Below are 26,029 nucleotides of genomic sequence, written 5' to 3'. Positions count from 1 at the left end.
ACTCCTTGCGATGATGGAATGCAGCAGCGAATGACGCGGCAAGGGTTGCTGCCTGCCCCTGCCGCGCAGGGGAGTCAGGCTTTCAACTGGCGCATGCCATCGGCCAGCAGCCACAGGGCACGATTGAGGCGAATATCGGAGTCAATGCCCTGCACGGGGCGGGTCTGCTGGCGGCGTCCGTTGGCGCTACGCCCATGCAAACCGCCTTTGGTCATGTTCTCTTGGGTGCGGTTGAACACGCTCCACAAGTCCGGGCGGCGGTCATCGAACCGGCGCGGCGTCAGGATTTGCGATTCGGTGATGGGTGCGGGCTTGTCCGGGTCGTCGTACTTGAGCGACAGCGCAGCGCGGGCGAATACTTCGGCCTCGCCTTCATCCAGCGTGATGGCTTGCATGGATTCGCGGGATTCCAGAGCACGGTCAAAACCGTGCAGCACCTGATAGGCACCTTCGATCACTTGCCCGGCCACGTCACCCTTATGCGGCACGCGCACATCGGCCACGGTGTCGCCGCAAACAAGGCCATTGCTGCACACGAAACGGAACATTCCGGCCAGCATCTGGTAGCTGCTGGTGCCATCGTGCGAGTTCAGCAGGATGATTTCGTTGGCTTCGCCTCGGGCGTTGATCTGGCTGGCATGGCGCAGCCGGATCATGTGCTTGGTGTAGTCGCGCCGGTCTTCGTGGCGGGTGCGGGTCTGCGTCACCATGAAGGGCTGAAACCCTTCCTTGCGCAGTTCGGTCAGCACCGTGGCTGTGGGGATATAGGCGTAACGCTGGGAACGGCTTTGGTGGGGCGTTTCCGCAAAGATGGACGGGGCCACGCGGTGAATCTGATCATCGGACAGCGGGGAGTCGCTGCGCAGCACCGGGGAGTGGGAAGCGAAACGGGATGCAAGCATGGTCTTTCTCCTGACGAAAAGGGTTTGCTGTTCAAACTGCACACCGGATTCCTAGATTCGGAGCCTAGCCTTTCGGCTGTTCGGTGCGGTTGGCACGAGGAACCCGGTTGGCCCTGTTGCCACCGTCTTTCCTGAGTTCATCGCCCGCGACGGTCAGGAGCCCACGGACGTGGGCCGTCAAGGAGAGAAGCGTCAGGTAGGTGCGGCCCGCAGGCGCAGCCGAGGACACGGCCTGGCGCGCCTTGAAGGCACGCGGCCACGGGCTACATTCGCGGACAAGGTGATGGAGTCAGGAGAGACGGCTGGACATGGCAACGGCCGCCGCGATGTGCAAACCGCACGCAAGCGCAAGCGCGCAGGCCCGAAGCTGGAAGCCGGGCCGTAGGCGTCAGCCGAGCGGAGCGAGGGAACGATGGATGCCCGAAGGGGGCGAGACGCCGCAGGCGACTCGATGCATAGCACGACAGCGCGACCGGCCATGTTTCTGTGCCGGGGACGCCCAGTCTTTTCAGACAAAGCCCAACGGTTTTGTCTCACCAGCTTTGCACAGCCGCCGCGCTCGGTGCTGACCTACTACAACCTGGCGGCAAAAAGTAGGGAGACCGTCACTATTTTCGTAACAGTACGCATCCATTACGGTACGCTAGCTACAGATACCACTTATCAAAGGGAGGGGACATGGCATCTGCCAGACAGGATTTTGAACGCTTCGTGCGCTGGATCTACCAGCCGGATAGGCAGTTTCCCGGCGATGTGCGCCGCCTAGCTACTTTGGCCCTCGCTAACTTTGACGAACTAGCGGGCACCTCACGACAGCGAAGCCAGCGCTCCACCTTTCTGGTGGGCCTGATGCGGAGAGAGCTTGACGGCACGGTTGAAGCCACCCCAGCTGACGTCGCTGAAGCAAACGCCGGCGCCTGGCCATGGGTCAGACTGCGTCACCTGACGCTTGGCCCATTTCGGGGATTCCGGGTACCTGAGCCTTTCGACCTAACTAAGCAGATCATCCTTTTATACGGCCCCAATGGCAGCGGTAAAACCAGCCTTTGCGAAGGATTGGAGTATGCCCTTCTCGGGGATGTCGAAGAGGCCGGCAATAAACGCATTGCGGCCAGGACGTATCTGGCAAATGTCCACGACCGGCGATTCGATCCTCCAGTGCTTAAGGCCACGGATCAACAAGGGCGCGAGGTAGACGTTTCTGCAAATCTCGACACGTATCGCTTCTGTTTCATAGAAAAGAACCGAATCGACGCATTCTCAAGAATCGCTGCCCGACCCAATGCCCAGCGTGCCGAACTGATCGCCACACTCTTTGGCATGGACCAGTTCAATGAATTCGTAGGCCACTTCAACGAGAGCATCGACGGGCAGCTTGTCCTAGTCGCCGAGCGACAAACTACCTTGACGTTGCGCCGGAACTCGCTGAAGGCAGACCAAGCAACCGTTGATGGCGAAGCCGCTTCCCTACAGGCACTGAACGAAGAGGAATCCTCTCTAGCCAAGGAGTACGCAGTTGAACTGACATATCAAGCTCTGAAAGGCTTGATTGGCACCGCTGAAGCTCCTGGACGTCTTCAAGAGCTTGATGACATTCTAGGCGCGGTCCCTCCTAATGTTCTTGGCGTCACACGACAAGGTCTCCAGGACGCTTTTGCAGAGGCACACCAGTGCTCCCAGGAGCTCGACGAGGTTATTGCTTCCCTTCGGACCAAGAGCGACCAGGTGTCCTTCAAGGCGCTGTACAACTCTGTTCTCGCTTTGCAGAAGACCGTCGGAGATCGCTGCCCTGCTTGCGACACACCACTGGCTGGAAACACTCATGTTGCTGCAGATCCCTTTAAGAAGGCGACCGACGGCTTGCAGCAACTTGAAGAGTTGGGCGTCCTCCAAGAACGACAGAAGACTATCGAAGTAAAACTTGGCCAAGCATCTCGCGCGTTGCGGCAGATGTTCTCGCCACTCAACACATTCATAGCCGCTTATCAAGAAGAGGAGTCAGTAGTCGGTCGTTGGGCTTTGCAACTACCTGCGGAGCCTGGCGGTCGTTGGTGGACAGATATTTATCCCCTACCTTCCACAGAACCACGCGGATCGCCTTCGCTGGATGAAATCCTGGCAGTGGTAGACCGCATGACCGCGCAAGACGAAGCGTCAAGGACGGCTCAGCGGGATCGACAACCACACATCGACGAGCGTCGGCGACTCAACGAATTCCAGCTAAAGGTGCAAGCACAGGATCTAAAGCGGCAACAATTACAAGCGGATATCGATGCAGCGCGTAAGCGCATCATAGCGTTCGACGAGACAAATGCCGGGCTGATCGCACAGGCGGACCAGGAGAAGCTAGATATCGCCCGTGACACGCCGTACAAGACTGCCTACGACAGATTTCTCGAAGCACTTAGATCTTATCGAGATCAACTCCCTGGTCAGCTAATGGCTGGCTTGAATGACGCCGCCAGAGATCTCTATAACGCATTCAATCGCAATGATCGCGAGGAGGACAAGCTAGCAGCGCTGCATCTGCCTTTGACGGGCGATGAAAAGATCGAGATCAGCTTCCGAGGAAATCCCGGGGTTCGCGTCGATGCGCTCCACGTTCTGAGCGAAGGACATATCCGCTGTCTCGGCCTTGCCATTTTGATGACCAAGGCGAAGAGCATTGGCTGCCCGGTTATCGTTTTCGACGATGCCATAAATGCTATTGACCATGACCATCGAGGCGGAATCCGAGAGGCGATCTTTGAGGGCGACCACTTCGCTCAAATCCAACTGATCGTCACCTGTCACAGCAACGAGTTCATTAAAGACATTCAACAACACCTGCCTGCCCAGCGCAGAAATGCGTGCCAAGTCTACCTGCTCCGACATCATGATGGCAACTATCAACCGAGAGTTACCGGTAACGTACCGAGCGCGAACTACATCGCAAAGGCCAGGGCAGCAAGGGAGGCACTCAACGACCGAGACGCGCTCTCCGCTTCTCGCCAAGCCTTGGAGATGCTGGGCGAAAAGACTTGGCGCTGGCTTGGAAGTCATGACCAAGGTGTGCTTAATCTCATGCTGGCCGGGGTCGGTGCCGAACCTGGGTTGAGAAATCTATGCGAAGCTTTGGTCAAAAAGCTGCGAGCTGCTCAAACCTTCAACCATGCGAACAAAGAGCCTCTTCTTACCGCGTATGGCCGCATCTTGGGCATTCCAGACAACAATCTTGTCTGGACCTACCTGAACAAAGGTACTCATGAGGAGGCAGATCGCGATGACTTTGACGGGGAGCTTGTGGAGACCGTTGTCCAAACTCTTGAGGAGCTAGACCGCCTCGATCTGCGAGGCGGACGCTAGCGTTTTTTGCTGCACGCGCGCCTAGTGTTGGCTAGGCGTAGCGGTGAACCGAATTAGAGAGCGTCCACAGGGACGCAATAGATTTCTTCTGACGCTAGCTGACGGTTAGCAGCTTAAGCAGCTAGCCGTAATGCCGGTCGTTGACACCCCGGATACCGAATGCGGCTTGGTGTTGTAGCGTACTGCGGTGACGTCATGGATAACCAACGAATCACGCTTCAGTCTCAGCGCGGGATGCACTGAACGGTATGCATGCGATGGAATCTCACGCTCTTTGAACAGAATAGACGGATTAAACCATTTTCCCGGGCCATCCTCCTCATACTCCCACAGCGCGATATCGGCCGTCGCTTGAGATCCATCTGCGTCATTGACGTCGCAAGCTTTGCGAAATAGAACCACATTCTCACCGACCACTCGCTCGCCCGGACGGCACCCCTGAGCGGATGGATAAATGATGCCATCAACGTTCAACGTGTCATGCGCAGCTAGATAGTCTGCGACCGCCTGAGTGATCAGGTAGTCGCGGTCCTGCAGCTCGGGAACTACTGGTGCTGACAAGCGGTCACCAAGTGTCCTGAGAAAGTCTCGGCGTTGCGCTGCCGCGCGGGTCGTAGGATCAAACAAGCTGGTTCCGTTCCGAAGTTCCACACTAGCCAAGCGCCGAAGATCCAGAAGCCGTAATGGACGAGTCACTTCAAAGGCTGCAAGCGCAACCCTGCTGCCGACCGGAGGGCGCACTTCGGCGATGCATATCTCAGGAGTAGTGGCGCCGTAGAAGGCAGGCTGACCTTTCCCGTTCATTCGACCAGCGGCGCCTATCCCTAGAGCGGGTGATCCCAAAAATCGCTCTGGCCAGCGAAGTGCAGATGTCATGGACTCGTCTGTCTGGAATACACGGCCACGGTACAGCGTTCCTAACGGTGCATCAGGCCCAGCCGGTATGATCACCGGCTGACCCTCGCTATCGCGATCATCGGCGATCTCGCCGAAAATCTTGTCGAGCAGTAAAGTCGCTTTGGGATTGAAGAAGCGAACATCAGAATGAAGGCTTTCCTCCATCTCCCTCCAGGCGTTTCCTAACGGCTCTGCCATGGACGGCCTGCGAACAAACCACGGGTCATCATCACCATATCGATACTCTCCCGAGTCAGCATCAAGCCAGAGGTTTCCTAGGTATTCGACGATGACCTCCACAGCGTCCTGCGGCGCTTGGGTCAATTGTGAAATTGTCTCGTGCAAGTCTTGACCGGCGGGTGTGCGACCAAAATGCACTACTGCCATTGTGTGGCTGGATTCCTCGAAGAACGTATCAATCACTTCGTCGCACAGGTTGGCCACCATCCAAAGATCGGCTGACTGCAGGCTCTCCTCGCAGTATTCACACGGATTCTCAGACGTTGCCGCCTCTTCAATCAAACGCCGCAAATACGGCTCACCCACGCAGCTCGCACAAATAAAGCTCATACGAAAATCCTATTCAAGTTCTACATTGAACGGCGCATATACCGACCGAAACATTGTCAGAATCTTTCGCCTGACAGAGTCCAGCTGATCTGCACTGCGTTGCGAAAGCTCGAACGTGGGGCAGTCGGGAACTCCACAGCCACAAGGCCTTATTTCGCCTTCCTTAAGGCCAGTCACGAAAATACGACGGAGATCATCGACATGGCGGACGATCTTCTCCAACGTCGTTCGGATGTCCCTGTCCCTGAGGTTGTGGATCGACGGGATACGTCTGATTTCATCGCCGTTGCGAGTCCGCCATACACCGGTACTGAGTGCGCCGATAGTATCTTCGATCGCCTGCTGGAAGGCGGGCAGAGAGCTTTCCAGACGAAACGGAGTGCGAAAGGCAGACCGGTTGAATACTGCGGCCATCAACTGCAGTGCGTCGGTATCAGATAGGTCTGGAAAGTCATCAACAAATCTGCGAATGTCCGCCTCCGCATCGGGAAACTCTGTCCCCTGTATGAAACGATGCAACAGATACTCAGCGCGAAGCCGCAAGTTCTCCTCAAACTCCACACCCGACCAGATAGTGACATTGTCCACACCAAGGGCGGCTGCGACTTTCTCAATCCGACTGCGGATTGTGTCCGAGACGGCGCCGCGCGAAACGAACTTGAAGGCATCCGGCACAGCACCTGCGGCCTTCATCGCCTTTTCCATGTCACCTTTTGCTTTCGCTAACGTCAGGGTGTCTCGGTTCGCGCATTGAATGATGGTCATACGGGGCGGCCTATCATCAAAGGGTTCAGTCCCCGTGATGTCCCTGCCTTGGTCAGCTCCCGATTGACCACGCCAGACTAGGTCATGCCAACCTGCCCGCAAGTGGTATGCAAAGACGAGACGTTCAAACTGTATGCCGCTGAAATCCTCGAAATGGATTGGTGAAACCATTACCGTCGCCATGTCCCTGCCTTTTGCCAAGTTATCTATTCGTTGGTAACCAATAAAAGCCACGTTTGCCCGATCGTCTGCGACATCAACACTCATGAATTGCAACAAGGAGAATACCTCGTCATGCTTGGTGGGGCTGCGCTTATGAGTCGAAGAGCAGCCTCGAAGCCCGGCTCTGTCGCCTATGAGGAACTTCCTCAGTTTCCGCAGTTCTGCGCTCTGCCTTCCGGCCCGTTGCCAGATCGAAGCGCTACTCTCATGCACGGGCACGGGGAAACTCTTTGGATTAACCAACATCAGCTTGCGCATGTTCTGACGCGACATGCCAACGATTTCAGCCACGTCCGTTAGCTCAAGGAGATCTTGGGTCATCTCGATCAAGCTGGCTGATGGCGCAGCACGGCGCACATCAACAAACGCAATGCGCACGGTAGAGCCAGCACCGGCAGCCTCGCGAGTGAACTCCAAGGCCAACCTCCCAGGCTGGCCGACACCGACCAGAGTGTCATCGCAACCGGCATCACCCAAGCGCTCGACTAACGCATTCGTATCGCTGTCTTCGTGTCTGGGTTGGTATTTCAAAGTGAAGATGTATTTCCGCCTTGTCATCGAGCTTTTGTCCCTGGCCGCGGACGGGAACGGTTTGCACTGCCCCCGGTGCGGGCGCTCCGCGACGCTGCTTTGAACGTCACGGAGTCCCAAACTCAAAGGGCCATCGGCCAATAGCTCGGTTGCACATCAACCGTCCGAGGATGACGTTTTCTATCCAGGGGCAAAGAGGGCGCCCATAACTCGGCACGAGGCATGAGGTGCCCTAGCCCAAGAGGCCCACGGAGAAAGACTGGGACGCTTAGAAATTGCAGACGCTTCTTGACTGCCTCCCAGGCGGGACGCCATTAAAGCACGGCGAATTCACAGGAAAGCTTTCATCGAGCTCACCGGGAAGGTCGCGTGCGGGTTTACCTATAACCGAGCGCCTCAGATGAGGACATCGGGCTATTTTTTGGCTTAATATCCAACTACTGTAAATATTTGTTGCTACGAATGAGAAGTCATAGGAAGCTGGTGCTTGCTTTGCAATGAACTTCATCACGCATCTTCGCTTCACAGCACAAGCTTAGCTTTTAATAGGAAAAATGAATTCCTCCATTTATCATCCTGGCCCCGAGCAACCAACGCCCGAACAGCGCCTGCTTCTGCTGAATGATGAACAGTGGGAGACATTCATTGAGCGCTGCGCTCGGCAACTTAAAATAGAAGGAATATACCTTCAAGTGGTTCGCCTCGGAGGGGCAGGCGATAAAGGCAGGGATGTTTGTGGCTATTCGCAGCAGCTTCCAATTGAATTCACTTGGGATTTATATCAAGGGAAATATTATGCGGGAACTTTGTCACCAAGTGGTTTTGCCTCCGAACTCGCAAAATTCCTGTGGTGCGTCTTCTCAGGTGCATATACCTGCCCCAAAAATTATTACATATGCGCGCTAAGGGTCGGCCCTGCGTTGCATGATTACACATTGAACCCCGAAAAATTTAAGGCCTGGATTCTTTCGGAATGGAAAGAAAAAAATGGAAATTTTGGAACATTCAGGCAAGCCCTAACTCCAGAATTAGAGGATTTTATAAATAATTTTCAATTTAACCTCATCAAGGTTAAGACCACTGCAGATCTGCTGGAAATTCATGCGCGCTCAGATAAGCATTGGGAAGTTTTTGGGGTGCTGCCTGCCCGGCAGCCTAATCCCGTGATGCCTGAGACCCCTGAAGCGGAAGAGCATCAGTATGTCAAGGAGCTCTTTGACGTATATCAAGAGGCAGGTCAGATTGCTTTTTCTCTACCGTCGGAAATACCGAATAAATACAAGAAACACTTCAAATCTCAACGAATGCTTTTTTATAGTGCTGAGGGACTGAATCGTTTCAGTCGAGACAAACTTCCAGGTGCATTCGATGAGTTGGTGAACCAGGTTGAGGTTGGCGTTGGAAGTGATCTGAACTATCCACACCCAGATGGGCTGACCAGATTGACCAAAGTATTGGCTACGGCAAATGGATTGCAGGTGACAGCGAACCCTTTGCATGCGCGATTGCAAGCAGGAGATCTTGGAGGCACCTGTCATCACCTTGCGAACCAAGGGCGGGTCAAATGGGTGGATGAAAATGAGTGAAGTATTCAACACTCCTTTTGAGCTTGGCGTCAGGATGGTCTATCTTCTAATGGCACTTTATCCTCGAAAGGTTGATTTGCAGCGATTGGTTTACTTTGATTATGCTGCCATCTATTCTGCCGACTTGAACGGTCCAGAAAGCCTGCATACGCCCGTTCCGCTGCGAGGCGGAGAATACACCAGCCGAAGAGAGGTGATCGAAGAAGGGCTGTATTTGATGGCGCAGCATTCTTTCGTAGATGTAGAAGCTGCGCGTTGTGGTATTAGTTTTCAGCTCGGCGAGAACGGTCCTGCTTTGGTTGGTTTAATTGGCGGTGAATATTCACGGGAGCTTTACAAGCGCTGCCAGTGGGTAGCTTCTACTCTGGCTGATAAAGATGAAAAAGACATCGAGAGAATATTTGGAGCACGTGGTGCCTTGTGGGGTGCTGAGTTCGTTTCACCTGAACTATCAGGAGCCACAACGTGACAATTAGTCTTTATGAATTGTTGGTAACGGGGCCTGATAAAAAGCCAGCTAGTCTAAAATTAGATGGGCAATCCCACCTTGTTTTTGGTCCAACGGACACCGGGAAATCGTACATTGTCGAGTGCTTTAGATACTGTCTTGGTGGCGGCGATAAGCCAAAGGACGTAGGTTACTCAGAGGGGTACACTCGTGCGGCACTTCAAGTGGAACTAGCGGATGGGCGCCAATTTACGTTGTTCCGCGATCTGTTTGATGGAGCGGAGGTGGTCTATGAGGGCTTTCATGTACATCCACCGCAGAATCGAGCTGTAGCGCTTGACCAAGGAGTCAGTGAATTATTGCCAATCTGGTGTGATGCCACTGATATGAAGATACTGGCTAAGGCCGGACAGCTTGGAAACTTGACTGCTGGAGATCTTCGGCGCGTCAGCATTTTTGATGAAATCGGGACACTAGATAACGTTCCATTTGAGGGTAAAGATACCAATCTTAAAACCCGGAATAAATCTGCATTGGCCGTAATCCTTCGAGGCTCCGATGATTCCGAAATGCTTCTTCCTCCGTCTACAAATGATCGAAATGTTGCGAAGGGTCATGTTGAAGCCATTAATGAACAGATCACCAGCTTGCTCGCGGACGTGCCTGACGGGCTGACGTTGAAAAATGCACAAGAAGGGCTAGCCAAGGTAACAGACGAGATCGAAGCCATCAACCTTTACATGAAAAATTATGCATCGGAGCTTGCTGAACTTAAGCAGGCTCGCTTGGAAATTGACAAAGAGGGGCGGCGATTGTTCCGTGAATTCTCCGCACTCAAGGAGGCAGAGAATCGGTTTCGGCTGCTCGACAAAAAGTATGTTAGTGATCAACAGCGCTTGCAGGCTGTAGCTTCGGCTGCCTCAGTCGCTACGAGTTTCGAGACTCGTCCATGTCCATTGTGTCGCACAGACATTCAGCATCAGTTACGTCATCAAGAGCAGAATGAAAAAGCGCCTATGCTGCGTTTGGCAGCCCTTGCTGAAAACGAGAAAATTTCGGGCTTACGGGAAGGCTTAAAGGGAGCCTTGCAAGATGTTCTCGGCGATCTCAAGGAGGCAACAGAAGCCATGAGAAGCAACGAGAAAGAAGCGCATGAGAATGATCAAAAACAAAATACCCTTCTAGCACCAAAAAATATTGACACTAAGAATGGACTGACCTCTCTTTCCCAGAGAAAAGCGGAGCTTACTGTGGCGGTTAGCAGCCTGTCGAGGGTTGATAGTCTCAAGATGCGACTAGCCGAAATGAAGGAAAAAAGTAAGAGGAAAAAGCAGATCGTTGATAGGGATATGTCGGAGAGCTCGACAGCGCTATGTACAAGAGTCAAGGAGCTTTTAGATGATTGGGGTGTGCCAGGCGTAGAGGCCATTCATTTTGATGATGGCGTGTCCGATATCGAAATCAACCATCGCAAGCGCACATCTTATGGTAAGGGAAAGCGAGGTATTTTCCTGGCAGCATATATGGTTGCCTTGATGGAACGGGCGGTTGACAAGGGACATCCGCACCTTGGTTTGACCGTCATAGATTCCCCTGTCGTTACTTATAAAGACCCAAAGCATGGGGCCGATAGCGACGGCGAAGAGCTTCTTGATGAAAGTGTAAAGGATCGCTTCTATGCTTGGCTTGCTAATCGCGCTGAACCCGGTCAAATCATCATTTTGGAGAATGAGGAACCGAGCTCTGAGACTTTGAGGAAGCTGAACTTCACGGAATTTGTCGGGGCGGGCAACACAAATGGGCGATCTGGTTTCTTTCCTGCTTAAAGCAAGCCTGCAACCGAACGATGCACTCACCCGTTTTAAATTGATGCCGGGCCCCGAATAATTGGTTCCTTAAAAACAAGCATCCCTTGCTCTAGGGCCGCGAGGTGCTCCAAGCTGTTCTGGCAACATGGCAAGGCTCTGCAAAGAGGCGGCCATGTTGATTGCCTTGCACAAGAACACTACGACCCCCCCCCCGCCACACGCTTAGTACTCACCGCTGCATATGCGCTAGTGAGCGCACAGAATTCTCTCTTCTACGCTGCAGTAAGTTGTCCCGATAGGTACTGAACCGCACCATGTCTCCATGCAAAAAGATCATGGAGTACGACGTGGAACAGCGACCGCAAGAATCCAATGCAGCCAGTAGCAACGCTGGCCACTCGCTTCCCTTGCCCGGCACTGATGCCTACGAGGCGCTGCCTCAATTCCCGAAGCGCAGTCCTCTTCCCTTCCGTCGCACCATCCGTCGCAATGAGCTGCGACAGATCGTCCCCCTGGCCGAAACGACAATCTACGAAATGGAGCGCCGCGGTGAGTTCCCACGCAGGTTCAACCTGACGCCGCGCTGCGTCGTGTGGGATTTGGCCGAAGTGGAGGCATGGGTCGAAGAACGAAAGCAGGCTCCTCGCGACTACACCATCAGACCCGATGTTCACCAACGAAAAACCCGCCCTGTCCGGGCGGGTTCGAGCGAAGCATGAGGTCCAGTAGCGGCACTCAACCTACCAAGGCTTCCAGTTCGTTGAACGCCGAGCGTGGCAGCCGTTGTCCTTCCTTCGCAACGTTGACCTGCAAGGCCACTCGCGCCACGTCCAGAACGTCCTTGGCCAGCGCATAGCTTCCCTTGGCCTGCAACCAGGCCAGCACGTCCGCCAGATGCCAGATCGACGTACTGCCTTCATGCACCGGCGCCGGAAAGCTTCCCGGATGGGCAAGCATCAGCTTACGCATGTTCTGCCGCGACACGCCGACAATCTCGGCCACATCAGTCAACCCGACCAGATCGGGCGTCACCTCTATCAACCGGGCAGCCGGCGCGGCACGGCGTACGTCAGCCAACGCGCTGCGCACCGCTTCATCCGCATCGGCCGCCTCGCGGGTGAACTCCAGCGCCAAGCGCCCCGGTTGGCCGATGCCGACCAAGGCATCGTCGCAGCCGGCTTCGCCCAGCCGTTCAACCAGTGCATCGGTATCGCCCTCGTCATCACCGAGCTTGTACTTCAAGGTAAATGTATATTCCATCGCGCTACTCCTTGGCACCGTCGTCAGCTTGTTGCTGCTTGCGATGCGTAGTGCAGTTGTCCACGACGCGCCGCAAGCCGCGCGCGTGGTTGCCGGGGTTCTTTGGCGTGCTCCATACACTGGTGATGCAGAACTCGCCGCAGCGGCATTCCTCATCGTTGTATGGGCAGTAAATCCGCCCCCAAGCGTGGCTGCCGCCGACTTCGACGCGCCAGCCTTGCCCTTCGGCGTGCCTGAGAGCGTCCTCGACCTCTTTCTTTGAATGAGAGGAACGGATCATCAGTGATCTCCAGTATCGGGATAATCGCTGTGGTTGTCAAGTGACAACCAGAGCACTGCTTCAGGCCGTCACACTCAACGTCGGCACGACCACGTTCTCCGGCATCAGCGTCGGCACGTAGGTTTGCCCGTCGATCCAGGCATCAGCCATGTTGGCCCACTCTTGCAGCATGTGACGACGCTGCTCGGCGTACTCGGCCTTGTTGTAGATCGAACGAGAAGACCGTCCGTCCTCATGTGCCAAGCACTTCTCGATCCAGTCACGATTGAAGCCGACTTCGTTCAACAGTGTCGAGCCGGTACGGCGCAGATCGTGGACGGTGAACGGCTCCAGCGGCAGACCTGCCACCTTGGCGCGTTCGGCCACGATCTGCGTAACCCGGTTCAAGGTCGCCTTCGACATGCAGCGGTCGGCGTCGTAGCGCGACGGCAGAACAAACTTGGAGCCGGCCGCGCAGGTGTGCAGCGCCACGAAAATGTCCAGCGCCTGGCGCGAGAGATACACCACATGCGGATTCCGACCCTTCATTCGCTGCTTCGGAATCGTCCATGTCGCGTTCTCGAAGTCCACCTCATCCCAAGTCGCCTCGATCAGTTCGCTCTTGCGCACCAGGGTCAGCAGGATCATGCGAAGCGCCAGCCTGATGGTCGGATAGGTGGCCACCGACTCCATCTGCCGTGCCATCAGCCGGATCTCCAGCGGCGATAAAGCCCGATCCTTCGGCACAAAGGTGGCAATCGACGCGGCGCCCACGCCCTCGGCCGGGTTGTCAACCTTCTCGCCGTGCAGGATGGCAAAGGCATAAACCTGCTTCACGATGTCGCGGACGTGCACCGCCGTGGCGGGCGCACCGCGCGCCTTCACCTTGTTGCAGAGCGCGCGCAGGTCATCTGCGGTGATTTCGTTGAGTTGCCGGTTCTGAAAGGCCGGCAGGATGTCCCGATCGACGATGCTCTTGCGCATCGCCTTAGTGCTGTCTGCCATTCGAGCGCCGGCTAGCCATCTCTCGGTCACGTCGCCAAATGTCTTGGCGGCCGTCAGCCGACGCTTCTCGCGCTGCTTCTCCAGCGCAGGGGACTTACCTTGAGCGACGGCCTTCTTGGCGTCGATCAGCTTTTCGCGGGCCATCGCCAGCGAAATACCCGCCGGCCCGTAGCGGCCAATGGTCAGGGTCTCACGACGACCGTTGAGACGGTAATCGTAGCGGAAGGTGACGGTACCGGCGGGCGATACCGTTACGTACATCCCATCCCGGTCAGAAGCCTTATAAGTCAATGACTTAGGCTTCAAATTACGCAGTGCGGTGTCGGTAAGCATCGAGGTTTTCCTCCTGTTGGTGACGGCTTTTACCGTCAGGGGTCAGGAGACCTGCTGATGCCCGGAAAGCCGCATGAAATCAGCTTTCCAGAGGAGACTTTTACCGTCAAAGACCGGTTTGGTCTCAATAGTGAACGGGAGGGTCTTAATCCGGCCTCAGGTTCTTACCGCCACATTTACCGCCAACCTGTTCCGCTGGCCGGCGATAGCCATCGATAGCTGTCGTGACGTATTTCTTTTTAAATCAACACGTTACGGCGGTTTTTCGATGGCTAGCGATAGTCCCCGAAGGACGTCAATTCACTCCCACTCGATGGTTGCTGGTGGCTTGGTGCTCACGTCATAGGTGACGCGGTTGATGCCGCGCACTTCGTTGATGATGCGGCCGGAGACCTTCTTGAGCAGGCCGTAGGGCAGCTCGGCCCAGTCGGCAGTCATGAAGTCGCTGGTGACCACGGCGCGCAGGGCCACGACGTAGTCGTAGGTGCGGCCGTCGCCCATCACGCCCACGCTCTTGACGGGCAGGAACACGGTGAAGGCCTGGCTGGTCAGGTCGTACCAGCTCTTGCCGGTCTTTTCGTCGATCCAGTTGTTCAGCTCTTCGATGAAGATGGCATCTGCGCGACGCAGCAGGTCGGCATATTCCTTCTTCACTTCACCCAGAATGCGCACGCCCAGGCCGGGGCCGGGGAAGGGGTGGCGGTAGACCATGCCGCGGGGCAGGCCCAGGGCCACGCCCAGTTCGCGCACTTCGTCCTTGAACAGGTCGCGCAGGGGCTCCAGCAGCTTCAGGCCCAGTTGCTCGGGCAGGCCGCCGACGTTGTGGTGGCTCTTGATGGTGACGGCCTTCTTGCTCTTGGCGCCGCCGGACTCGATCACGTCGGGATAGATGGTGCCCTGGGCCAGGAAGGTTGCACCCTTGGAGCCGGCGTTGGCTGCCTTGAGCTTTTCGGCTTCGGCCTTGAATACGTCCACGAACAGGCGACCGATGATCTTGCGCTTTTGCTCGGGCTCGGACACGCCGGCCAGCTCGCCCAGGAACAGGGCGGAGGCATCGACGCGCACGACCTTGGCGTGCAGCTTGCCTTCGAACATGTCCATGACCATATCGCCTTCGTTCAGGCGCAGCAGGCCGTGATCAACGAACACGCAGGTCAGCTGGTCGCCGATGGCGCGGTGGATCAGGGCTGCAGCCACGGAGGAGTCCACGCCGCCGGACAGGCCCAGGATCACTTCTTCATCGCCCACCTGCTCGCGGATCTTGACCACGGCCTCTTCGATGTAGTCGCCCATGATCCAGTCAGCTTGCGTGCCGCAGATGTCGAGCACAAAGCGGTTGAGCAGTGCCTGGCCCTGCACGGTATGCGTGACTTCGGGGTGGAACTGCACGGCGTAGTAGCGACGTGCTTCGTCGGCCATGCCGGCGATGGGGCAGGACGGCGTGGAGGCCATGACCTTGAAGCCTGGAGGCAGTTCGGTGACCTTGTCGCCGTGGCTCATCCAGACCTTGAGCATGCCGTGGCCTTCGGCCGTGGCGAAGTCTTCGATGCCTTCCAGCAGCTTGGTGTGGCCATGGGCGCGCACTTCGGCGTAACCGAATTCACGGGTGTTGGAGCCTTCGACCTTGCCGCCCAGCTGGGTGGCCATGGTCTGCATGCCGTAGCAAATGCCCAGCACGGGCAGGTTCAGCTCGAACACGGCGTCGGGAGCGCGGTCGTCCACTTCGTAGACGGATGCATGGCTGCCGGACAGGATGATGCCCTTGAGCTTGCCGTCGGCGGCAAACTCGCGCACCCAGTCGCTGCTCACATCGCAGGGGTGAACTTCGCAGTAGACATTGGCTTCGCGCACGCGGCGAGCAATCAGCTGCGTGACCTGGGAGCCGAAGTCCAGAATAAGAATCTTGTCGTGTTGCATGGTGATCAAGGGCAAGAGGGTGGCAAAAAGGGATTAGAAATCTTCGGGAGCCCAGACGGTGACGCCGCTTTTGCGGGCGGCCGCGATCTGGGCTGCATCGAATGTGGCCAGTGGCAGGCGCAGCGACTGCGCCAGCCACAGGTATGCGGCATCGTAGGTGGGCAGGCCGGTGTCCAGCGCCACATCCAGCACGGCCTTGTGCTGTGCAGGAGCCAGGTCGTGCAGCTCCACGCGGTGGCGAATGGCTTCCAGCACGCCCCACAGGCCTTCGACCGAAGTCTGCGGGATACGGCCATTATTGACGCCCGATGCAATCAGGTTGCCGCATTCCCACTGCCAGAGGTTGGGGGCTTGCGGGTCCACTTCATCGCGGCGGATACGGGTGTAGAGGCGTCTGGTGTGCTCGCTGGCGTCGTCAGGCAGCAACCAGGCGGCGGTGACGGATGCATCGAGCACAAAAGCGGTGGCGCTCATGCCTGGCTCCGTCCTGTGTGGCGCAAACCGGTGATGCTGTTCGCCGCTGGGTTTGTGGCTGCTTGAGCTTTCACTGTCTGCTGCAGGGCCGAGATCTGCTCCAGCTCGCGGGCAATCTGTTCATCGGTGATCACGGGCTTGCGGCGCATGGGCAGCATGCGCACGACTTCTTTGCCATGGCGCGTGATGCGAACTTCTTCGCCTTGCTCGACCATTTCGACCAGGGCGGAAAAGCGGCTTTTGGCTTCGTAGATACCGATAGATTGCATGATGGAAAACAAAAAATCTGGCTAGAACCAGTAGTTCAGGCCAGATTTTAGCATTCTGACCAGATTTTTCAATCTGGTCAGATTTCAAGGGGCTTGCTTAGTCAGCGCGGTAGTTGGGCGCTTCCTTGGTGATCTGCACGTCATGCACGTGAGATTCGCGGATGCCGGCTGCGGTGATTTCCACAAACTCGGCCTTTTCGTTCATCTCGGAGATCGTGGCGCAACCGCAGTAGCCCATGGAGGCGCGCACGCCGCCAGCCATCTGATAGACGATGGAGACCATGGAGCCCTTGTAGGGGACGCGGCCTTCGATGCCTTCGGGAACCAGCTTGTCGGCATTGGGGTTGCCGGTGGAGGATTCCTGGAAGTAACGGTCGGCGGAGCCTTGCTGCATGGCACCGATGGAGCCCATGCCGCGGTAGCTCTTGTACGAGCGGCCCTGGTACAGAATCACTTCGCCAGGAGCTTCCTCGGTGCCGGCAAACATGCCGCCCATCATGATGGTGGAGGCGCCAGCGGCCAGGGCCTTGGAGATATCGCCGGAGAAGCGGATGCCGCCGTCACCGATCAGGGGCACGCCGGTGCCCTTCAGGGCGTCGGCCACATTGGAGATGGCCATGATCTGGGGCACGCCCACACCGGCCACGATACGGGTGGTGCAGATGGAGCCAGGGCCGATACCGACCTTGACCGCGTCGGCACCGGCTTCCACCAGAGCCAGGGCGGCAGCGCCGGTGGCAATATTGCCGCCGATGACGTCCACCTGGGGGTAGTTCTGCTTGACCCAGCGAACGCGATCGATCACGCCCTTGGAGTGGCCGTGAGCCGTGTCCACCACGATCGCGTCCACACCGGCCTTGACCAGCAGTTCCACGCGCTCTTCGGTTCCAGCGCCCACGCCGACAGCGGCAGCCACGCGAAGGCGGCCCGATGCGTCACGCGCGGCATTGGGGAAGGTGGTTTGCTTGTTGATGTCCTTGACAGTGATCAGGCCCTTGAGTTCAAAGGCGTCGTTCACCACCAGGATTCGTTCGAGCTTGTGCTTGTTCAGCAGTGCCTTGGCTTCGGCGGGGCTGGTGCCGTCTTTTTCATTGACGGTGATCAGCTTTTCGCGGGGCGTCATGATCTGGCTGACCTTGACGTCGTAGCGGGTCTCGAAGCGCAGATCGCGGCTGGTCACGATGCCGACCACCTTGCCGCCGTCGCACACGGGGAAGCCCGAAATGCCGCGTTCTTCCGACAGCTGCAGCACTTGCAGCACGGTGTGTTCGGGGGTGATGACCACAGGGTCGTGCACCACACCGGATTCGTGGCGCTTGACCTTGGACACTTCAGCGGCTTGCTGCTCGGCTGTCATGTTCTTGTGGATCACGCCGATACCGCCTTCTTGCGCAATGGCGATGGCCAGACGCGCTTCTGTCACCGTGTCCATGGCGGCAGACACCAGGGGCAGGTTCAGGCGGATATTGCGAGTGAATTGGGTGGCGAGGGAAACGTCCTTGGGCAGGACTTCGGAGTAGGCGGGAACGAGCAGGACGTCGTCAAAGGTCAGTGCTTTTCCGAGAAGGCGCATGTGATGGCTCCAAAAGAAAGATTGTACCTGTGACTTGCCGCACAATGTGGGCTCGTGACCCAGAATCCCCAACGCCAGTCCAAGACTTATTGACTCCATGCACGCCATCAAGTTCGCTTTGTTTGCAGCCATTGCCTGCTGCACGGTCCCCGCAATTGCCCAGTGGCAATGGATTGATGGTCAGGGGCGCAAGGTGTTCAGCGACAGGGCTCCGCCGACCGATATCCCTGCCAAGAATATTTTGCGCAGCCCCGGCGGAGCCAGGCCCGCAGCACCTTCTGCTGTGCCGGAGGTCGGCGCGGCCAAGCCCGTGGCGGACGCCGGTGTGGACAAGGGGCTGGAAGAGCAAAAGCGCAAGATGCAGGAGCAGGAAGCAGCCAAGACCCAGGCTGACAGACTGCAAAAGGAAAGGCAGCGCCAGGACAACTGCAATCGTGCCAGGCAGGCCAAGACAACCCTGGCGTCGGGTCGCTTGCTCTCCCATGTGAATGCCAAGGGCGAGCGTGGCTTCATGGATGAGGCCGCGCGCGATGCCGAGATCAAGCGCGCCGATGCCGTGATCGCTTCCGATTGCGGGCCCATGGCCGAGCCGGCGCAGTAGTCGCCGGAGTCTTCGCCGGGATCTCGATAAAAAAGCGCCTTCTGAAGGCGCTTTTTTTGAGTCCTGTTGGCTAGTAACCCGCCTTGGCCCCGTCTCTCTGACGCTTGAAAAGTCCGGCGCTGCGCGCGCCCTGGCGGGCAAAGCGTTCGCGTCGGGCAACCTTGGGGTCTACGGTCAGCGGGCGATAGACCTCCAGACGATCGCCATGTTTGAGAACCTGGCACGGATTCGCGACCTTGCCCCAGATTCCGACCATGCCGGCCAAGGGTTCGGGTACTTGAAGGTCCGGCAATGCTGTTGAAGCGGTCACGGCGTCCAGCGCCTGCTGGACGGTGCTGCCTGCGGGAAGCTGCAACAAGGCTTCCTGTACCGTACCGGAGCAGGGCGATATGCAGACCGTGATGTCGATCACCTCCGGCAGTGCATCAGCCATAGATTTGCTCGGCTCGCTTGATGAAGGCGTCGACCATGGAGCCTGCGATGCGGTCGAAGACCGGGCCGATGATGGCGGCTACGGCACCGTTCTCGAAGCCGTAGTCCAGCTGCAGCTCGACCTTGCAGGCGCGCTGCGTGCCGTCGCCTACAGGATGAAAGCGCCAGTGGCCTTCAAGGCGCGAGAAAGGTCCCTTGACCAGACGCATGCTGACCTGCTTGCCGCCGTCATCCATGCTACTGTTCGTGTTGCGCGTCACGAAAGACTTGCGCAGTCCGCTGAACGCAATACCCACCTCGGCTGTCATGCCTGTGTCGTCCTGCTCCAGAATCTTGGCATGATCGCACCAGGGCAGAAAGTCGGCATAGTGGGCCACGTCCGTCACGAGGGCAAACATTTCTTCGGGGCTGTACCAGATGAGGACGGACTTGTTGACGTTTTTCATGAACAAAGAGCAATCAGCAGGGCGCAAGAGCAGGGAATTGGCCTAGGCCAATGCACCCAGAGGCGCGATGCGAAACTAAAATCATCGCTCAGAGGCGAGACGGCAATCCAGTATTGTAGGGAGAGCTTTCATCTCCGGTCCGCCTGCAACTAATATTCCATGGCCAAGAAACCAGAAACATCGTCGCGCATTGCCGACAATAAAAAAGCAGCTTTCAACTATTTCTTCGAGGAGCGCCACGAAGCCGGCATGGTGCTGCACGGCTGGGAGGTCAAGGCCCTGCGCAGCGGCAAGGTGCAGCTCACCGATGGCTATGTGCTGATCAAGGACGGCGAGCTGTTCCTGCTGGGCTGCCAGATCAACCCGCTCAAGACGGCTTCCACCCACGTCAATCCCGACTCGGCACGTATCAAGAAGCTGCTCTTGAAAAAGGACGAGATCAAGCGCCTCGTCGGTAAGGTCGAGCAAAAGGGCTATACCCTGGTGCCCATCAATCTGCATTGGAAGAACGGTTACGTGAAATGCGAGATCGCCCTGGCCAAGGGCAAGGCCGAGCATGACAAGCGTGACGTGATCAAGGACCGCGAAGGCAAGCGCGAGGTGGAGCGCGCCATGAAAAACCGCAACCGTTGACCTGCCGCGCCTGGATCGATCTTCCGCACTGACACAGTTCTGACATCAAGGCTCGCTATGTTGGGCCTTGCTTTACTGACATATCGCAGCAAGGAGTTTGGTCATGGGCACTTGGTCGCACGGCAATTTCGATAACGACACCGCATTGGACTGGCTGGCGGATATCACGGGCCAGCTCATCGATGAAATTGCCGAGGCCCTGGACTCGCCCGAGGCCTTGCAGGCGGGCGAGTCTGAGTCCGATCTGGTTCCCTGCCGCATCGAGCTGCTGTGCGCCATGGCCGAGGGCGGCATGCATCCGCTGTGGCCGGATCTGCAGACGCTGGAGCAATGGAAAGCCACTTATCTGCAGGCCTGGGACCAGAGCATCGACGAGCTGGAGCCCGAAGAGGGCTACAAGCAGGACCGTCGCATCGCGATCATCGAGACCTTCGATCGCATGATCGCGCTGGCTGCAGCAGAAGAGGAAGAGGGCGCGGACGAAGACTGGGGCGAAGAGTAAGCCCGCCAGTCACCCAAGACGCCTGCCCCGGGCTTGCCGCGTCGCGGCTGCCTCAAGGGTTTTCGCCGTAGCGGGTCTTGAAATCGAACTCCAGGCGTTCGCAGTCCTGAGGGGCTTTGAACTCCTGGGTCTTGCGCTCGGCCTCGGGCTTGGCCGTCTGTTTCCAGCAGATCTTGATGGTTTCTGCCTCCGTCCAGCGCTGCTTGCTGAGCGGATCGTCCATGAACTGGCCGATGAGCATGAGCGCGCCAAAGATGATCACGGGCAGGGCGATGAGCCAGACGACCAGGCGGTTTTTGGCGGGGGCAGCGGGCTTGGAGGTCTCGGTTTGGGGTGTATCGCTCATAGTGGTTGCCGATTATCCGCAAGCCGATGATGAAGACATTAATGCAACGCATGAAAATTCATGATCGCTGTTATCGGCACAAGGCCGCGCGGGTATGTAGCCGCAAACCTATAATGTTCGGCTGATTTGCCTGTCTGCGCAGCTCCTGAAAAAGCAGCGCCGGGCCGTACTGATCGCAGGCGTCATGCAGGCGTCTTCATACCAAACACCATGAGTACACCCACTTTTTCCGTTGCGGACATCCGCAAGACGTTCCTGGATTTCTACGCTTCCAAGGGCCACACGGTTGTCGCGTCCAGCTCGCTGGTTCCCGGCAACGATCCGACGCTGATGTTCACCAACTCCGGCATGGTGCAGTTCAAGGACGTGTTCCTGGGCACGGACAAGCGCCCCTACAACCGCGCAACTTCGGTGCAGGCCTGCCTGCGCGCCGGCGGCAAGCACAACGACCTGGAAAACGTGGGCTACACCGCGCGCCACCACACGTTCTTCGAAATGCTGGGCAACTGGTCCTTCGGCGACTACTTCAAGAAGGAGTCCATCGAGTGGGGCTGGGAGCTGCTGACCAAGGTCTTCGGTCTGCCCGCCGAGAAGCTGCTGGCCACGGTCTATCACGAAGACGACGAGGCCTATGACATCTGGAAGAACGTCATCGGCCTGCCTGCCGAGCGCATCATCCGCATCGGCGACAACAAGGGCGGCAAGTACAAGAGCGACAATTTCTGGATGATGGCCGACACCGGCCCCTGCGGCCCCTGCTCGGAAATCTTCTACGACCACGGCGAGCACATTGCCGGTGGCCCTCCCGGCAGCCCGGAAGAAGACGGCGACCGCTTCATCGAGATCTGGAACCATGTGTTCATGCAGTTCGACATGAAGGAAGACGGCTCCGTGGTGAAGCTGCCCGCACCTTGCGTGGACACCGGCATGGGCCTGGAGCGCCTGGCTGCCATCCTGCAGCATGTGCACAGCAACTACGAGATCGACCTGTTCCAGGCATTGATCAAGGCTGCCGGCCGCGAAACCCGCACCGAAGATCTGAGCACTCCTTCGCTGAAGGTGATTGCCGACCATATCCGCGCCACTTCCTTCCTGGTGTCCGACGGCGTGATTCCTTCCAACGAAGGTCGCGGCTATGTGCAGCGCCGCATCATCCGCCGCGCCATCCGTCACGGCTACAAGCTGGGCCAGAAGACTCCCTTCTTCCACAAGCTGGTGGCCGACCTGGTGGTGCAGATGGGCGATGCCTATCCCAAGCTCAAGGAGCAGGAAGCGCATATCACCAGCGTGCTCAAGGCCGAGGAAGAGCGCTTCTTCGAGACCCTGGCCAACGGCATGGAAATCCTGGACAGCGCTCTGGCCGGCGATGTCAAGGTGCTGCCTGGTGATGTGGCCTTCAAGCTGCATGACACCTACGGCTTCCCGCTGGACCTGTCCAACGACGTGGCGCGCGAGCGTGGCGTGACGGTGGACGAAGCCGGCTTCAATGCCGCCATGCAGCACCAGAAGGAAACTGCCCGCGCAGCCGGCAAGTTCAAGATGGATCGCGCGCTGGAATACACGGGGGACGCCAATGTGTTCACCGGCTACGACAAGCTGGCCGAGGCTGCCAGGATCGTCGCGCTGTACGCCGATGGCGTGAGCGTGAACGAGCTCCAGGCCGGCCAAAACGGTGTCGTGGTGCTGGACACGACCCCCTTCTACGCCGAATCCGGCGGCCAGGTAGGCGACCAGGGCGTGATTGCCGCAGGCGGCAACCGCTTTGCCGTGGAAGACACGCTCAAGATCAAGGCCGATGTATTCGGTCATCACGGCGTGCTGGAAGCCGGCAGCCTGAAGGTGGGCGATGCCGTTGAAGCACAGGTGGATACCGCCGTGCGCGCAGCGACCATGCGCAACCACTCGGTCACACACATCATGCACAAGGCCTTGCGCGAAGTGCTGGGCGGCCATGTGCAGCAAAAGGGCTCGCTGGTCAATGCCGAGCGCACCCGCTTCGACTTTGCGCACAACGCCCCCGTGACGGCCGAGCAGATCCGCGAGATCGAAGCCCGCGTGAATGCCGAGGTGCTGGCCAACACCGCCACCGACGCTCGCGTGATGGACATCGAAAGCGCCCAGAAGACCGGCGCCATGATGCTGTTCGGCGAGAAGTACGGTGAAACCGTGCGCGTGCTGGATATCGGCTCCAGCCGCGAGCTTTGCGGCGGCACTCACGTCAGCCGTACCGGTGACATCGGCCTGTTCAAGGTGGTGGGCGAATCCGGCGTGGCCGCTGGCGTGCGCCGTATCGAAGGCATTACCGGCGAGAACGCGCTGGCTTATCTGCAATCGCTGGAGTCCACCGTGGACCAGGCCGCAGCCGCTTTCAAGGCACCTGCGGCCGAGCTGACCAACCGCATCGGCGGTGCGCTGGATCAGATCAAGGCACTGGAAAAGGAAATCGCTGCGCTCAAGGGCAAGCTGGCTTCCAGCCAGGGCGACGAGCTGGCCACGCAGGCAGCCGACGTTAATGGCGTCAAGGTGCTGGCAGCCAAGCTCGAAGGCGCCGATGCCAAGACCTTGCGCGACACCATGGACAAGCTCAAGGACAAGCTGGGCGCGGCCGTGATCGTGCTGGCTGCCGTGGACGGCGACAAGGTGCAGCTGGCTGCAGGCGTGACCAAGGCTGAAACTGCCAAGGTCAAGGCCGGCGAGCTGGTGAACTTTGTGGCCCAGCAAGTGGGCGGCAAGGGCGGTGGCAAGCCCGATATGGCCATGGCCGGCGGCACCGATGCCGCAGCCGTGCCCGCAGCGCTGGCCAGCGTGCAAGCCTGGGTGGCCGAGCGCCTCTGAGCCGAGCGCCTGTAAGGCGAGCGTCAAAAGGCAGCTTAGGCTGCCTTGACCCAAAACAAAACGCTCCTCATTGAGGAGCGTTTTTTATGGTTTGGAGCGAAACCCTTGCGACTGGCGCAGACCAAGATCCGAGATGCCGAGCAAGAGCCGCCTCGCGGCGAAGGCATCGTCCCCCTTCCATAGCGCGAAGCGCGTAGAGAAAGGGGGAAGGCGCAAAGCGCCTCAGGGGGTTACTTCTTCCTGAACACCAGGTCCCAGACGCCATGACCGAGGCGAATGCCGCGGTTTTCGAATTTGGTCAGCGGACGGTAGTCGGGCTTTTCGGCGTAGTTCTCGGCCGTGTTCTGCAGCATGGGTTCTGCGTTCAGCACTTCCAGGATCTGCACCGCATAGGGTTCCCAGTCGGTGGCGCAGTGGATGTAGCCGCCGGGCTTGATGCGAGCAGCCAGCTTGGCGATCAGCGGGCTCTGGATCAGGCGGCGCTTGTTGTGCTTTTTCTTGTGCCAGGGGTCGGGGAAGAAGATGTGCACGCCATCGATCGAGGCTTCGGGCAGCATGTTGTCGATGACTTCCACGGCATCGTGCTGGAGGATGCGGATGTTCTCGATCTCCTGCTCGCCAATTCGCTTGAGCAGCGCGCCCACGCCGGGCTCGTGCACTTCGCAGCACAGGAAATTATCGTCGGGGCGCACGCGGGCGATATGGGCGGTGGCTTCACCCATGCCGAAGCCGATCTCCAGAATCAGCTTGCCGTCGCGGCCATAGGCGGCAGCGGCGTCCAGAGGAGCCTTCTGGTATTGCAGCAGGAAGCGCGGACCGAGTTCTTCAAAAGCCTTGGCCTGGCCCGTGGTGGTGCGGCCGGCGCGGCGTACATAGCTTTTGATGGTCTTGGGATAGGCCACGCCTTCGGGCGCCTGGCCTTGGGATGCTGCGGATGCGTCAGCGGCTGGCACGTTTTCGGCCATATCGGTGGTAGGTGTTGGATTTGAAGAAGTCACGGGGCGATATTGTAGGTTTGGCGCCAGCACCGGACCCAGAAGTCCAGCGCCAAAGGCAAGGCGCTTGCGGGGCTTTCGCTGCTGGAGGATGCGGCTGCGGGCGCTTGTGGCAGGCCGAGCTGCTGCGCCGCGCCAGAAAGCACGGTCAGCGGCTGGCTGACATCCACGGCGGGTGCGCCATGCTGTTTGGAGAGCTTTTCTCCGTTTTCCATGCAGACCAGCGGCGTGTGCAGATAGCGCGGCTGGGTCAGACCCAGGGCGTGTTGCAGCGCGATCTGGCGAGGGGTGTTGTCGGCCAGGTCTTCGCCGCGCACCACATCGGTGATGCCTTGCTCGGCGTCGTCGACGACCACGGCCAACTGGTAGGCCCAGAGCCCGTCCGCTCGGCGCAGCACAAAGTCGCCCACGCTGGCGAGCAGGTTTTGCTGCTGCGCGCCCAGACGCTGGTCCTGCCAGTGCAGCACGGGGCGCTTGCTTTCCAGGCAAGAGTGCCCGATTGCTATGCTTTGCGTAGCTGCTTGCGCTTGTTGATAGAGTGTTTCGGGTTGATTCTCTTGTAAGTCATGTACCTGCTGCTCCAGCGCAAAGCGCCAGGCTCTGGCAGGCTTGCCTTGCAAGCCATGACGGCAGGTGCCGGGGTAGGGCCGCTCCACATGGCGCTCGTGAGTCAGTCCCTGTGCCAGCCAGGCGGCTTCGATGTCCTTGCGCGTGCAGCCGCAGGGGTAGGCCATTTTTTGCGCCTGCAGCTGTTGCAGCGCTTTTTCATAGAGTGCATGGCGCTGCGACTGCCAGACCACGGGGGCATCGGAGTGCAGGCCGCAGGCGGCCAGTTGGCGCAGGATTTCCTGGTCGGCACCAACCTGGCAGCGTGGCGGATCGATGTCTTCGATGCGAATCAGCCAGCGTCCGTGGTGGGCGCGTGCATCCAGCCAGCTGGCCAGTGCCGCGACCAGAGAGCCGGCATGCAGCGGCCCGGTGGGAGAGGGCGCAAAGCGCCCGATATATGGCCCCGTGCAGGGAGCGCTGGAGGAGGAACGGGAGAGGGCCGCAGTCATGAGGGACGCCATCTTAC

General features: G+C 58.3%; 24 protein-coding genes and 1 pseudogene. 10 read left to right on the top strand and 15 right to left on the bottom strand.

Annotation, left to right across the window (positions count from 1 at the left end):
* Positions 1-74 precede the first annotated feature (74 nt).
* Positions 75-902 (bottom strand): DUF932 domain-containing protein, encoded by an 828-nt coding sequence (locus MPZ60_RS13530; protein WP_242881650.1) that lies wholly within the window; start codon positions 900-902, stop codon positions 75-77.
* 169 nt (positions 903-1,071) lie between these two features.
* Between MPZ60_RS13530 and MPZ60_RS13525 the strand changes: the two genes are divergently transcribed.
* Together MPZ60_RS13525 and MPZ60_RS13520 are read left to right on the top strand one after the other, a co-directional pair.
* Entirely contained in the window at positions 1,072-1,287 is a 216-nt protein-coding gene (locus MPZ60_RS13525; protein WP_242881652.1) for a hypothetical protein, read from the top strand.
* Between the two features lie 293 nt (positions 1,288-1,580).
* A complete protein-coding gene (locus tag MPZ60_RS13520; RefSeq protein ID WP_242881654.1) occupies positions 1,581-4,247 on the top strand; it encodes an AAA family ATPase in 2,667 nt (888 codons plus the stop codon).
* Positions 4,248-4,352: 105 nt separating this feature from the next.
* Here MPZ60_RS13520 and MPZ60_RS13515 read toward each other — a convergent pair whose 3' ends face one another.
* A complete protein-coding gene (locus MPZ60_RS13515) occupies positions 4,353-5,714 on the bottom strand; it encodes an RES family NAD+ phosphorylase (protein ID WP_242881656.1) in 1,362 nt (453 codons plus the stop codon).
* A gap of 1,164 nt (positions 5,715-6,878) precedes the next feature.
* Positions 6,879-7,259 (bottom strand): annotated as a pseudogene (locus MPZ60_RS13510) (hypothetical protein); the annotation flags it as partial.
* A gap of 527 nt (positions 7,260-7,786) precedes the next feature.
* Here MPZ60_RS13510 and MPZ60_RS13505 point away from each other — a divergent pair.
* From MPZ60_RS13505 to MPZ60_RS13490, 4 genes are all read left to right on the top strand, one after another.
* Positions 7,787-8,818, top strand: a complete 1,032-nt coding sequence (locus MPZ60_RS13505) for an ABC-three component system protein (protein WP_242881658.1) — start codon at positions 7,787-7,789, stop codon at positions 8,816-8,818.
* Positions 8,811-9,287, top strand: a complete 477-nt coding sequence (locus tag MPZ60_RS13500; RefSeq protein ID WP_242881660.1) for an ABC-three component system middle component 2 — start codon at positions 8,811-8,813, stop codon at positions 9,285-9,287. Before MPZ60_RS13505 ends, MPZ60_RS13500 begins: the two co-directional genes overlap by 8 nt.
* Positions 9,284-11,092: a hypothetical protein gene (locus MPZ60_RS13495; RefSeq protein WP_242881662.1), complete on the top strand. Its 1,809-nt coding sequence runs from the start codon at positions 9,284-9,286 to the stop codon at positions 11,090-11,092. Before MPZ60_RS13500 ends, MPZ60_RS13495 begins: the two co-directional genes overlap by 4 nt.
* A gap of 317 nt (positions 11,093-11,409) precedes the next feature.
* Positions 11,410-11,793 carry an AlpA family transcriptional regulator gene (locus MPZ60_RS13490; RefSeq protein WP_242881664.1) on the top strand — a complete coding sequence of 128 codons (384 nt, stop codon included), beginning with the start codon at positions 11,410-11,412 and terminating at the stop codon, positions 11,791-11,793.
* A gap of 16 nt (positions 11,794-11,809) precedes the next feature.
* Here MPZ60_RS13490 and MPZ60_RS13485 read toward each other — a convergent pair whose 3' ends face one another.
* The 7 genes from MPZ60_RS13485 to guaB form a co-directional block, all read right to left on the bottom strand.
* On the bottom strand, positions 11,810-12,334 hold the full coding sequence (locus tag MPZ60_RS13485) for an AlpA family transcriptional regulator (RefSeq protein WP_242881666.1): 525 nt from the start codon (positions 12,332-12,334) through the stop codon (positions 11,810-11,812).
* Positions 12,335-12,338: 4 nt separating this feature from the next.
* A complete protein-coding gene (locus tag MPZ60_RS13480) occupies positions 12,339-12,614 on the bottom strand; it encodes a hypothetical protein (protein ID WP_242881668.1) in 276 nt (91 codons plus the stop codon).
* A 60-nt stretch (positions 12,615-12,674) separates the two neighbouring features.
* On the bottom strand, positions 12,675-13,931 hold the full coding sequence (locus MPZ60_RS13475; RefSeq protein WP_242881670.1) for a tyrosine-type recombinase/integrase: 1,257 nt from the start codon (positions 13,929-13,931) through the stop codon (positions 12,675-12,677).
* Positions 13,932-14,231: 300 nt separating this feature from the next.
* Entirely contained in the window at positions 14,232-15,848 is a 1,617-nt protein-coding gene (gene guaA / locus MPZ60_RS13470) for a glutamine-hydrolyzing GMP synthase (RefSeq protein WP_242881672.1), read from the bottom strand.
* 33 nt (positions 15,849-15,881) lie between these two features.
* Positions 15,882-16,322 (bottom strand): type II toxin-antitoxin system VapC family toxin, encoded by a 441-nt coding sequence (locus MPZ60_RS13465; RefSeq protein WP_003064858.1) that lies wholly within the window; start codon positions 16,320-16,322, stop codon positions 15,882-15,884.
* Positions 16,319-16,591, bottom strand: a complete 273-nt coding sequence (locus MPZ60_RS13460) for a type II toxin-antitoxin system Phd/YefM family antitoxin (protein ID WP_034355606.1) — start codon at positions 16,589-16,591, stop codon at positions 16,319-16,321. The genes MPZ60_RS13465 and MPZ60_RS13460 overlap by 4 nt, the downstream gene beginning before the upstream one ends.
* Positions 16,592-16,688: 97 nt before the next feature.
* Positions 16,689-18,164, bottom strand: coding sequence for an IMP dehydrogenase (gene guaB, locus MPZ60_RS13455; RefSeq protein ID WP_003064862.1), 1,476 nt, complete (start codon positions 18,162-18,164; stop codon positions 16,689-16,691).
* A 97-nt stretch (positions 18,165-18,261) separates the two neighbouring features.
* Here guaB and MPZ60_RS13450 point away from each other — a divergent pair, with 97 nt between their 5' ends.
* Complete coding sequence (locus tag MPZ60_RS13450) at positions 18,262-18,765, top strand: DUF4124 domain-containing protein (protein WP_034355566.1); 504 nt, start codon at positions 18,262-18,264, stop codon at positions 18,763-18,765.
* A gap of 70 nt (positions 18,766-18,835) precedes the next feature.
* Here the strand turns inward: MPZ60_RS13450 and MPZ60_RS13445 are convergent, their stop codons facing one another.
* Together MPZ60_RS13445 and MPZ60_RS13440 are read right to left on the bottom strand one after the other, a co-directional pair.
* Positions 18,836-19,198 carry an RnfH family protein gene (locus MPZ60_RS13445; protein ID WP_034355563.1) on the bottom strand — a complete coding sequence of 121 codons (363 nt, stop codon included), beginning with the start codon at positions 19,196-19,198 and terminating at the stop codon, positions 18,836-18,838.
* The gene (locus tag MPZ60_RS13440; RefSeq protein WP_003064868.1) at positions 19,191-19,643 is read right to left on the bottom strand and encodes a type II toxin-antitoxin system RatA family toxin; all 453 of its coding nucleotides are present in this window, start codon (positions 19,641-19,643) and stop codon (positions 19,191-19,193) included. Before MPZ60_RS13440 ends, MPZ60_RS13445 begins: the two co-directional genes overlap by 8 nt.
* Before the next feature lie 159 nt (positions 19,644-19,802).
* On the opposite strand from MPZ60_RS13440, the gene smpB reads away from it, so the two are divergent.
* The gene (smpB, locus tag MPZ60_RS13435; RefSeq protein ID WP_003054725.1) at positions 19,803-20,276 is read left to right on the top strand and encodes an SsrA-binding protein SmpB; all 474 of its coding nucleotides are present in this window, start codon (positions 19,803-19,805) and stop codon (positions 20,274-20,276) included.
* A gap of 103 nt (positions 20,277-20,379) precedes the next feature.
* Positions 20,380-20,778, top strand: a complete 399-nt coding sequence (locus tag MPZ60_RS13430; protein WP_003064869.1) for a DUF4259 domain-containing protein — start codon at positions 20,380-20,382, stop codon at positions 20,776-20,778.
* Between the two features lie 52 nt (positions 20,779-20,830).
* On the opposite strand, the gene MPZ60_RS13425 is transcribed toward MPZ60_RS13430, so the two are convergent.
* Complete coding sequence (locus MPZ60_RS13425) at positions 20,831-21,124, bottom strand: hypothetical protein (RefSeq protein ID WP_034355560.1); 294 nt, start codon at positions 21,122-21,124, stop codon at positions 20,831-20,833.
* Positions 21,125-21,334: 210 nt separating this feature from the next.
* Between MPZ60_RS13425 and alaS the strand changes: the two genes are divergently transcribed.
* A complete protein-coding gene (gene alaS / locus MPZ60_RS13420) occupies positions 21,335-23,959 on the top strand; it encodes an alanine--tRNA ligase (RefSeq protein ID WP_034355557.1) in 2,625 nt (874 codons plus the stop codon).
* A gap of 230 nt (positions 23,960-24,189) precedes the next feature.
* On the opposite strand, the gene trmB is transcribed toward alaS, so the two are convergent.
* Together trmB and gluQRS are read right to left on the bottom strand one after the other, a co-directional pair.
* Positions 24,190-24,924, bottom strand: a complete 735-nt coding sequence (gene trmB / locus MPZ60_RS13415) for a tRNA (guanosine(46)-N7)-methyltransferase TrmB (protein ID WP_003074922.1) — start codon at positions 24,922-24,924, stop codon at positions 24,190-24,192.
* A 29-nt stretch (positions 24,925-24,953) separates the two neighbouring features.
* Positions 24,954-26,012, bottom strand: a complete 1,059-nt coding sequence (gene gluQRS / locus MPZ60_RS13410; protein WP_034355554.1) for a tRNA glutamyl-Q(34) synthetase GluQRS — start codon at positions 26,010-26,012, stop codon at positions 24,954-24,956.
* Positions 26,013-26,029: the final 17 nt, after the last annotated feature.

Source organism: Comamonas sp. 7D-2, assembly GCF_022749555.1.
Taxonomy (GTDB): Bacteria; Pseudomonadota; Gammaproteobacteria; order Burkholderiales; family Burkholderiaceae_C; genus Comamonas; species Comamonas thiooxydans.
Note: the sequence above shows the minus strand (reverse complement) of the source record. Positions and strands in the feature narration are given on the sequence as shown.

Excerpts from the sequence above, each read along its gene's own strand:
- MPZ60_RS13430 (WP_003064869.1), top strand. The coding sequence starts at position 20,380 with ATGGGCACTTGGTCGCACGGCAATTTCGATAACGACACCGCATTGGAC.
- MPZ60_RS13515 (WP_242881656.1), bottom strand. The coding sequence starts at position 5,714 with ATGAGCTTTATTTGTGCGAGCTGCGTGGGTGAGCCGTATTTGCGGCGT.
- MPZ60_RS13465 (WP_003064858.1), bottom strand. The coding sequence starts at position 16,322 with ATGAGCGCCACCGCTTTTGTGCTCGATGCATCCGTCACCGCCGCCTGG.
- MPZ60_RS13425 (WP_034355560.1), bottom strand. The coding sequence starts at position 21,124 with ATGAGCGATACACCCCAAACCGAGACCTCCAAGCCCGCTGCCCCCGCC.
- guaA (WP_242881672.1), bottom strand. The coding sequence starts at position 15,848 with ATGCAACACGACAAGATTCTTATTCTGGACTTCGGCTCCCAGGTCACG.
- MPZ60_RS13450 (WP_034355566.1), top strand. The coding sequence starts at position 18,262 with ATGCACGCCATCAAGTTCGCTTTGTTTGCAGCCATTGCCTGCTGCACG.
- smpB (WP_003054725.1), top strand. The coding sequence starts at position 19,803 with ATGGCCAAGAAACCAGAAACATCGTCGCGCATTGCCGACAATAAAAAA.
- MPZ60_RS13480 (WP_242881668.1), bottom strand. The coding sequence starts at position 12,614 with ATGATCCGTTCCTCTCATTCAAAGAAAGAGGTCGAGGACGCTCTCAGG.
- MPZ60_RS13505 (WP_242881658.1), top strand. The coding sequence starts at position 7,787 with ATGAATTCCTCCATTTATCATCCTGGCCCCGAGCAACCAACGCCCGAA.
- MPZ60_RS13530 (WP_242881650.1), bottom strand. The coding sequence starts at position 902 with ATGCTTGCATCCCGTTTCGCTTCCCACTCCCCGGTGCTGCGCAGCGAC.
- trmB (WP_003074922.1), bottom strand. The coding sequence starts at position 24,924 with ATGGCCGAAAACGTGCCAGCCGCTGACGCATCCGCAGCATCCCAAGGC.
- MPZ60_RS13485 (WP_242881666.1), bottom strand. The coding sequence starts at position 12,334 with ATGGAATATACATTTACCTTGAAGTACAAGCTCGGTGATGACGAGGGC.
- MPZ60_RS13520 (WP_242881654.1), top strand. The coding sequence starts at position 1,581 with ATGGCATCTGCCAGACAGGATTTTGAACGCTTCGTGCGCTGGATCTAC.
- MPZ60_RS13445 (WP_034355563.1), bottom strand. The coding sequence starts at position 19,198 with ATGGCTGATGCACTGCCGGAGGTGATCGACATCACGGTCTGCATATCG.
- MPZ60_RS13490 (WP_242881664.1), top strand. The coding sequence starts at position 11,410 with ATGGAGTACGACGTGGAACAGCGACCGCAAGAATCCAATGCAGCCAGT.
- MPZ60_RS13500 (WP_242881660.1), top strand. The coding sequence starts at position 8,811 with ATGAGTGAAGTATTCAACACTCCTTTTGAGCTTGGCGTCAGGATGGTC.
- gluQRS (WP_034355554.1), bottom strand. The coding sequence starts at position 26,012 with ATGACTGCGGCCCTCTCCCGTTCCTCCTCCAGCGCTCCCTGCACGGGG.
- MPZ60_RS13440 (WP_003064868.1), bottom strand. The coding sequence starts at position 19,643 with ATGAAAAACGTCAACAAGTCCGTCCTCATCTGGTACAGCCCCGAAGAA.
- guaB (WP_003064862.1), bottom strand. The coding sequence starts at position 18,164 with ATGCGCCTTCTCGGAAAAGCACTGACCTTTGACGACGTCCTGCTCGTT.
- MPZ60_RS13475 (WP_242881670.1), bottom strand. The coding sequence starts at position 13,931 with ATGCTTACCGACACCGCACTGCGTAATTTGAAGCCTAAGTCATTGACT.
- alaS (WP_034355557.1), top strand. The coding sequence starts at position 21,335 with ATGAGTACACCCACTTTTTCCGTTGCGGACATCCGCAAGACGTTCCTG.
- MPZ60_RS13460 (WP_034355606.1), bottom strand. The coding sequence starts at position 16,591 with ATGCAATCTATCGGTATCTACGAAGCCAAAAGCCGCTTTTCCGCCCTG.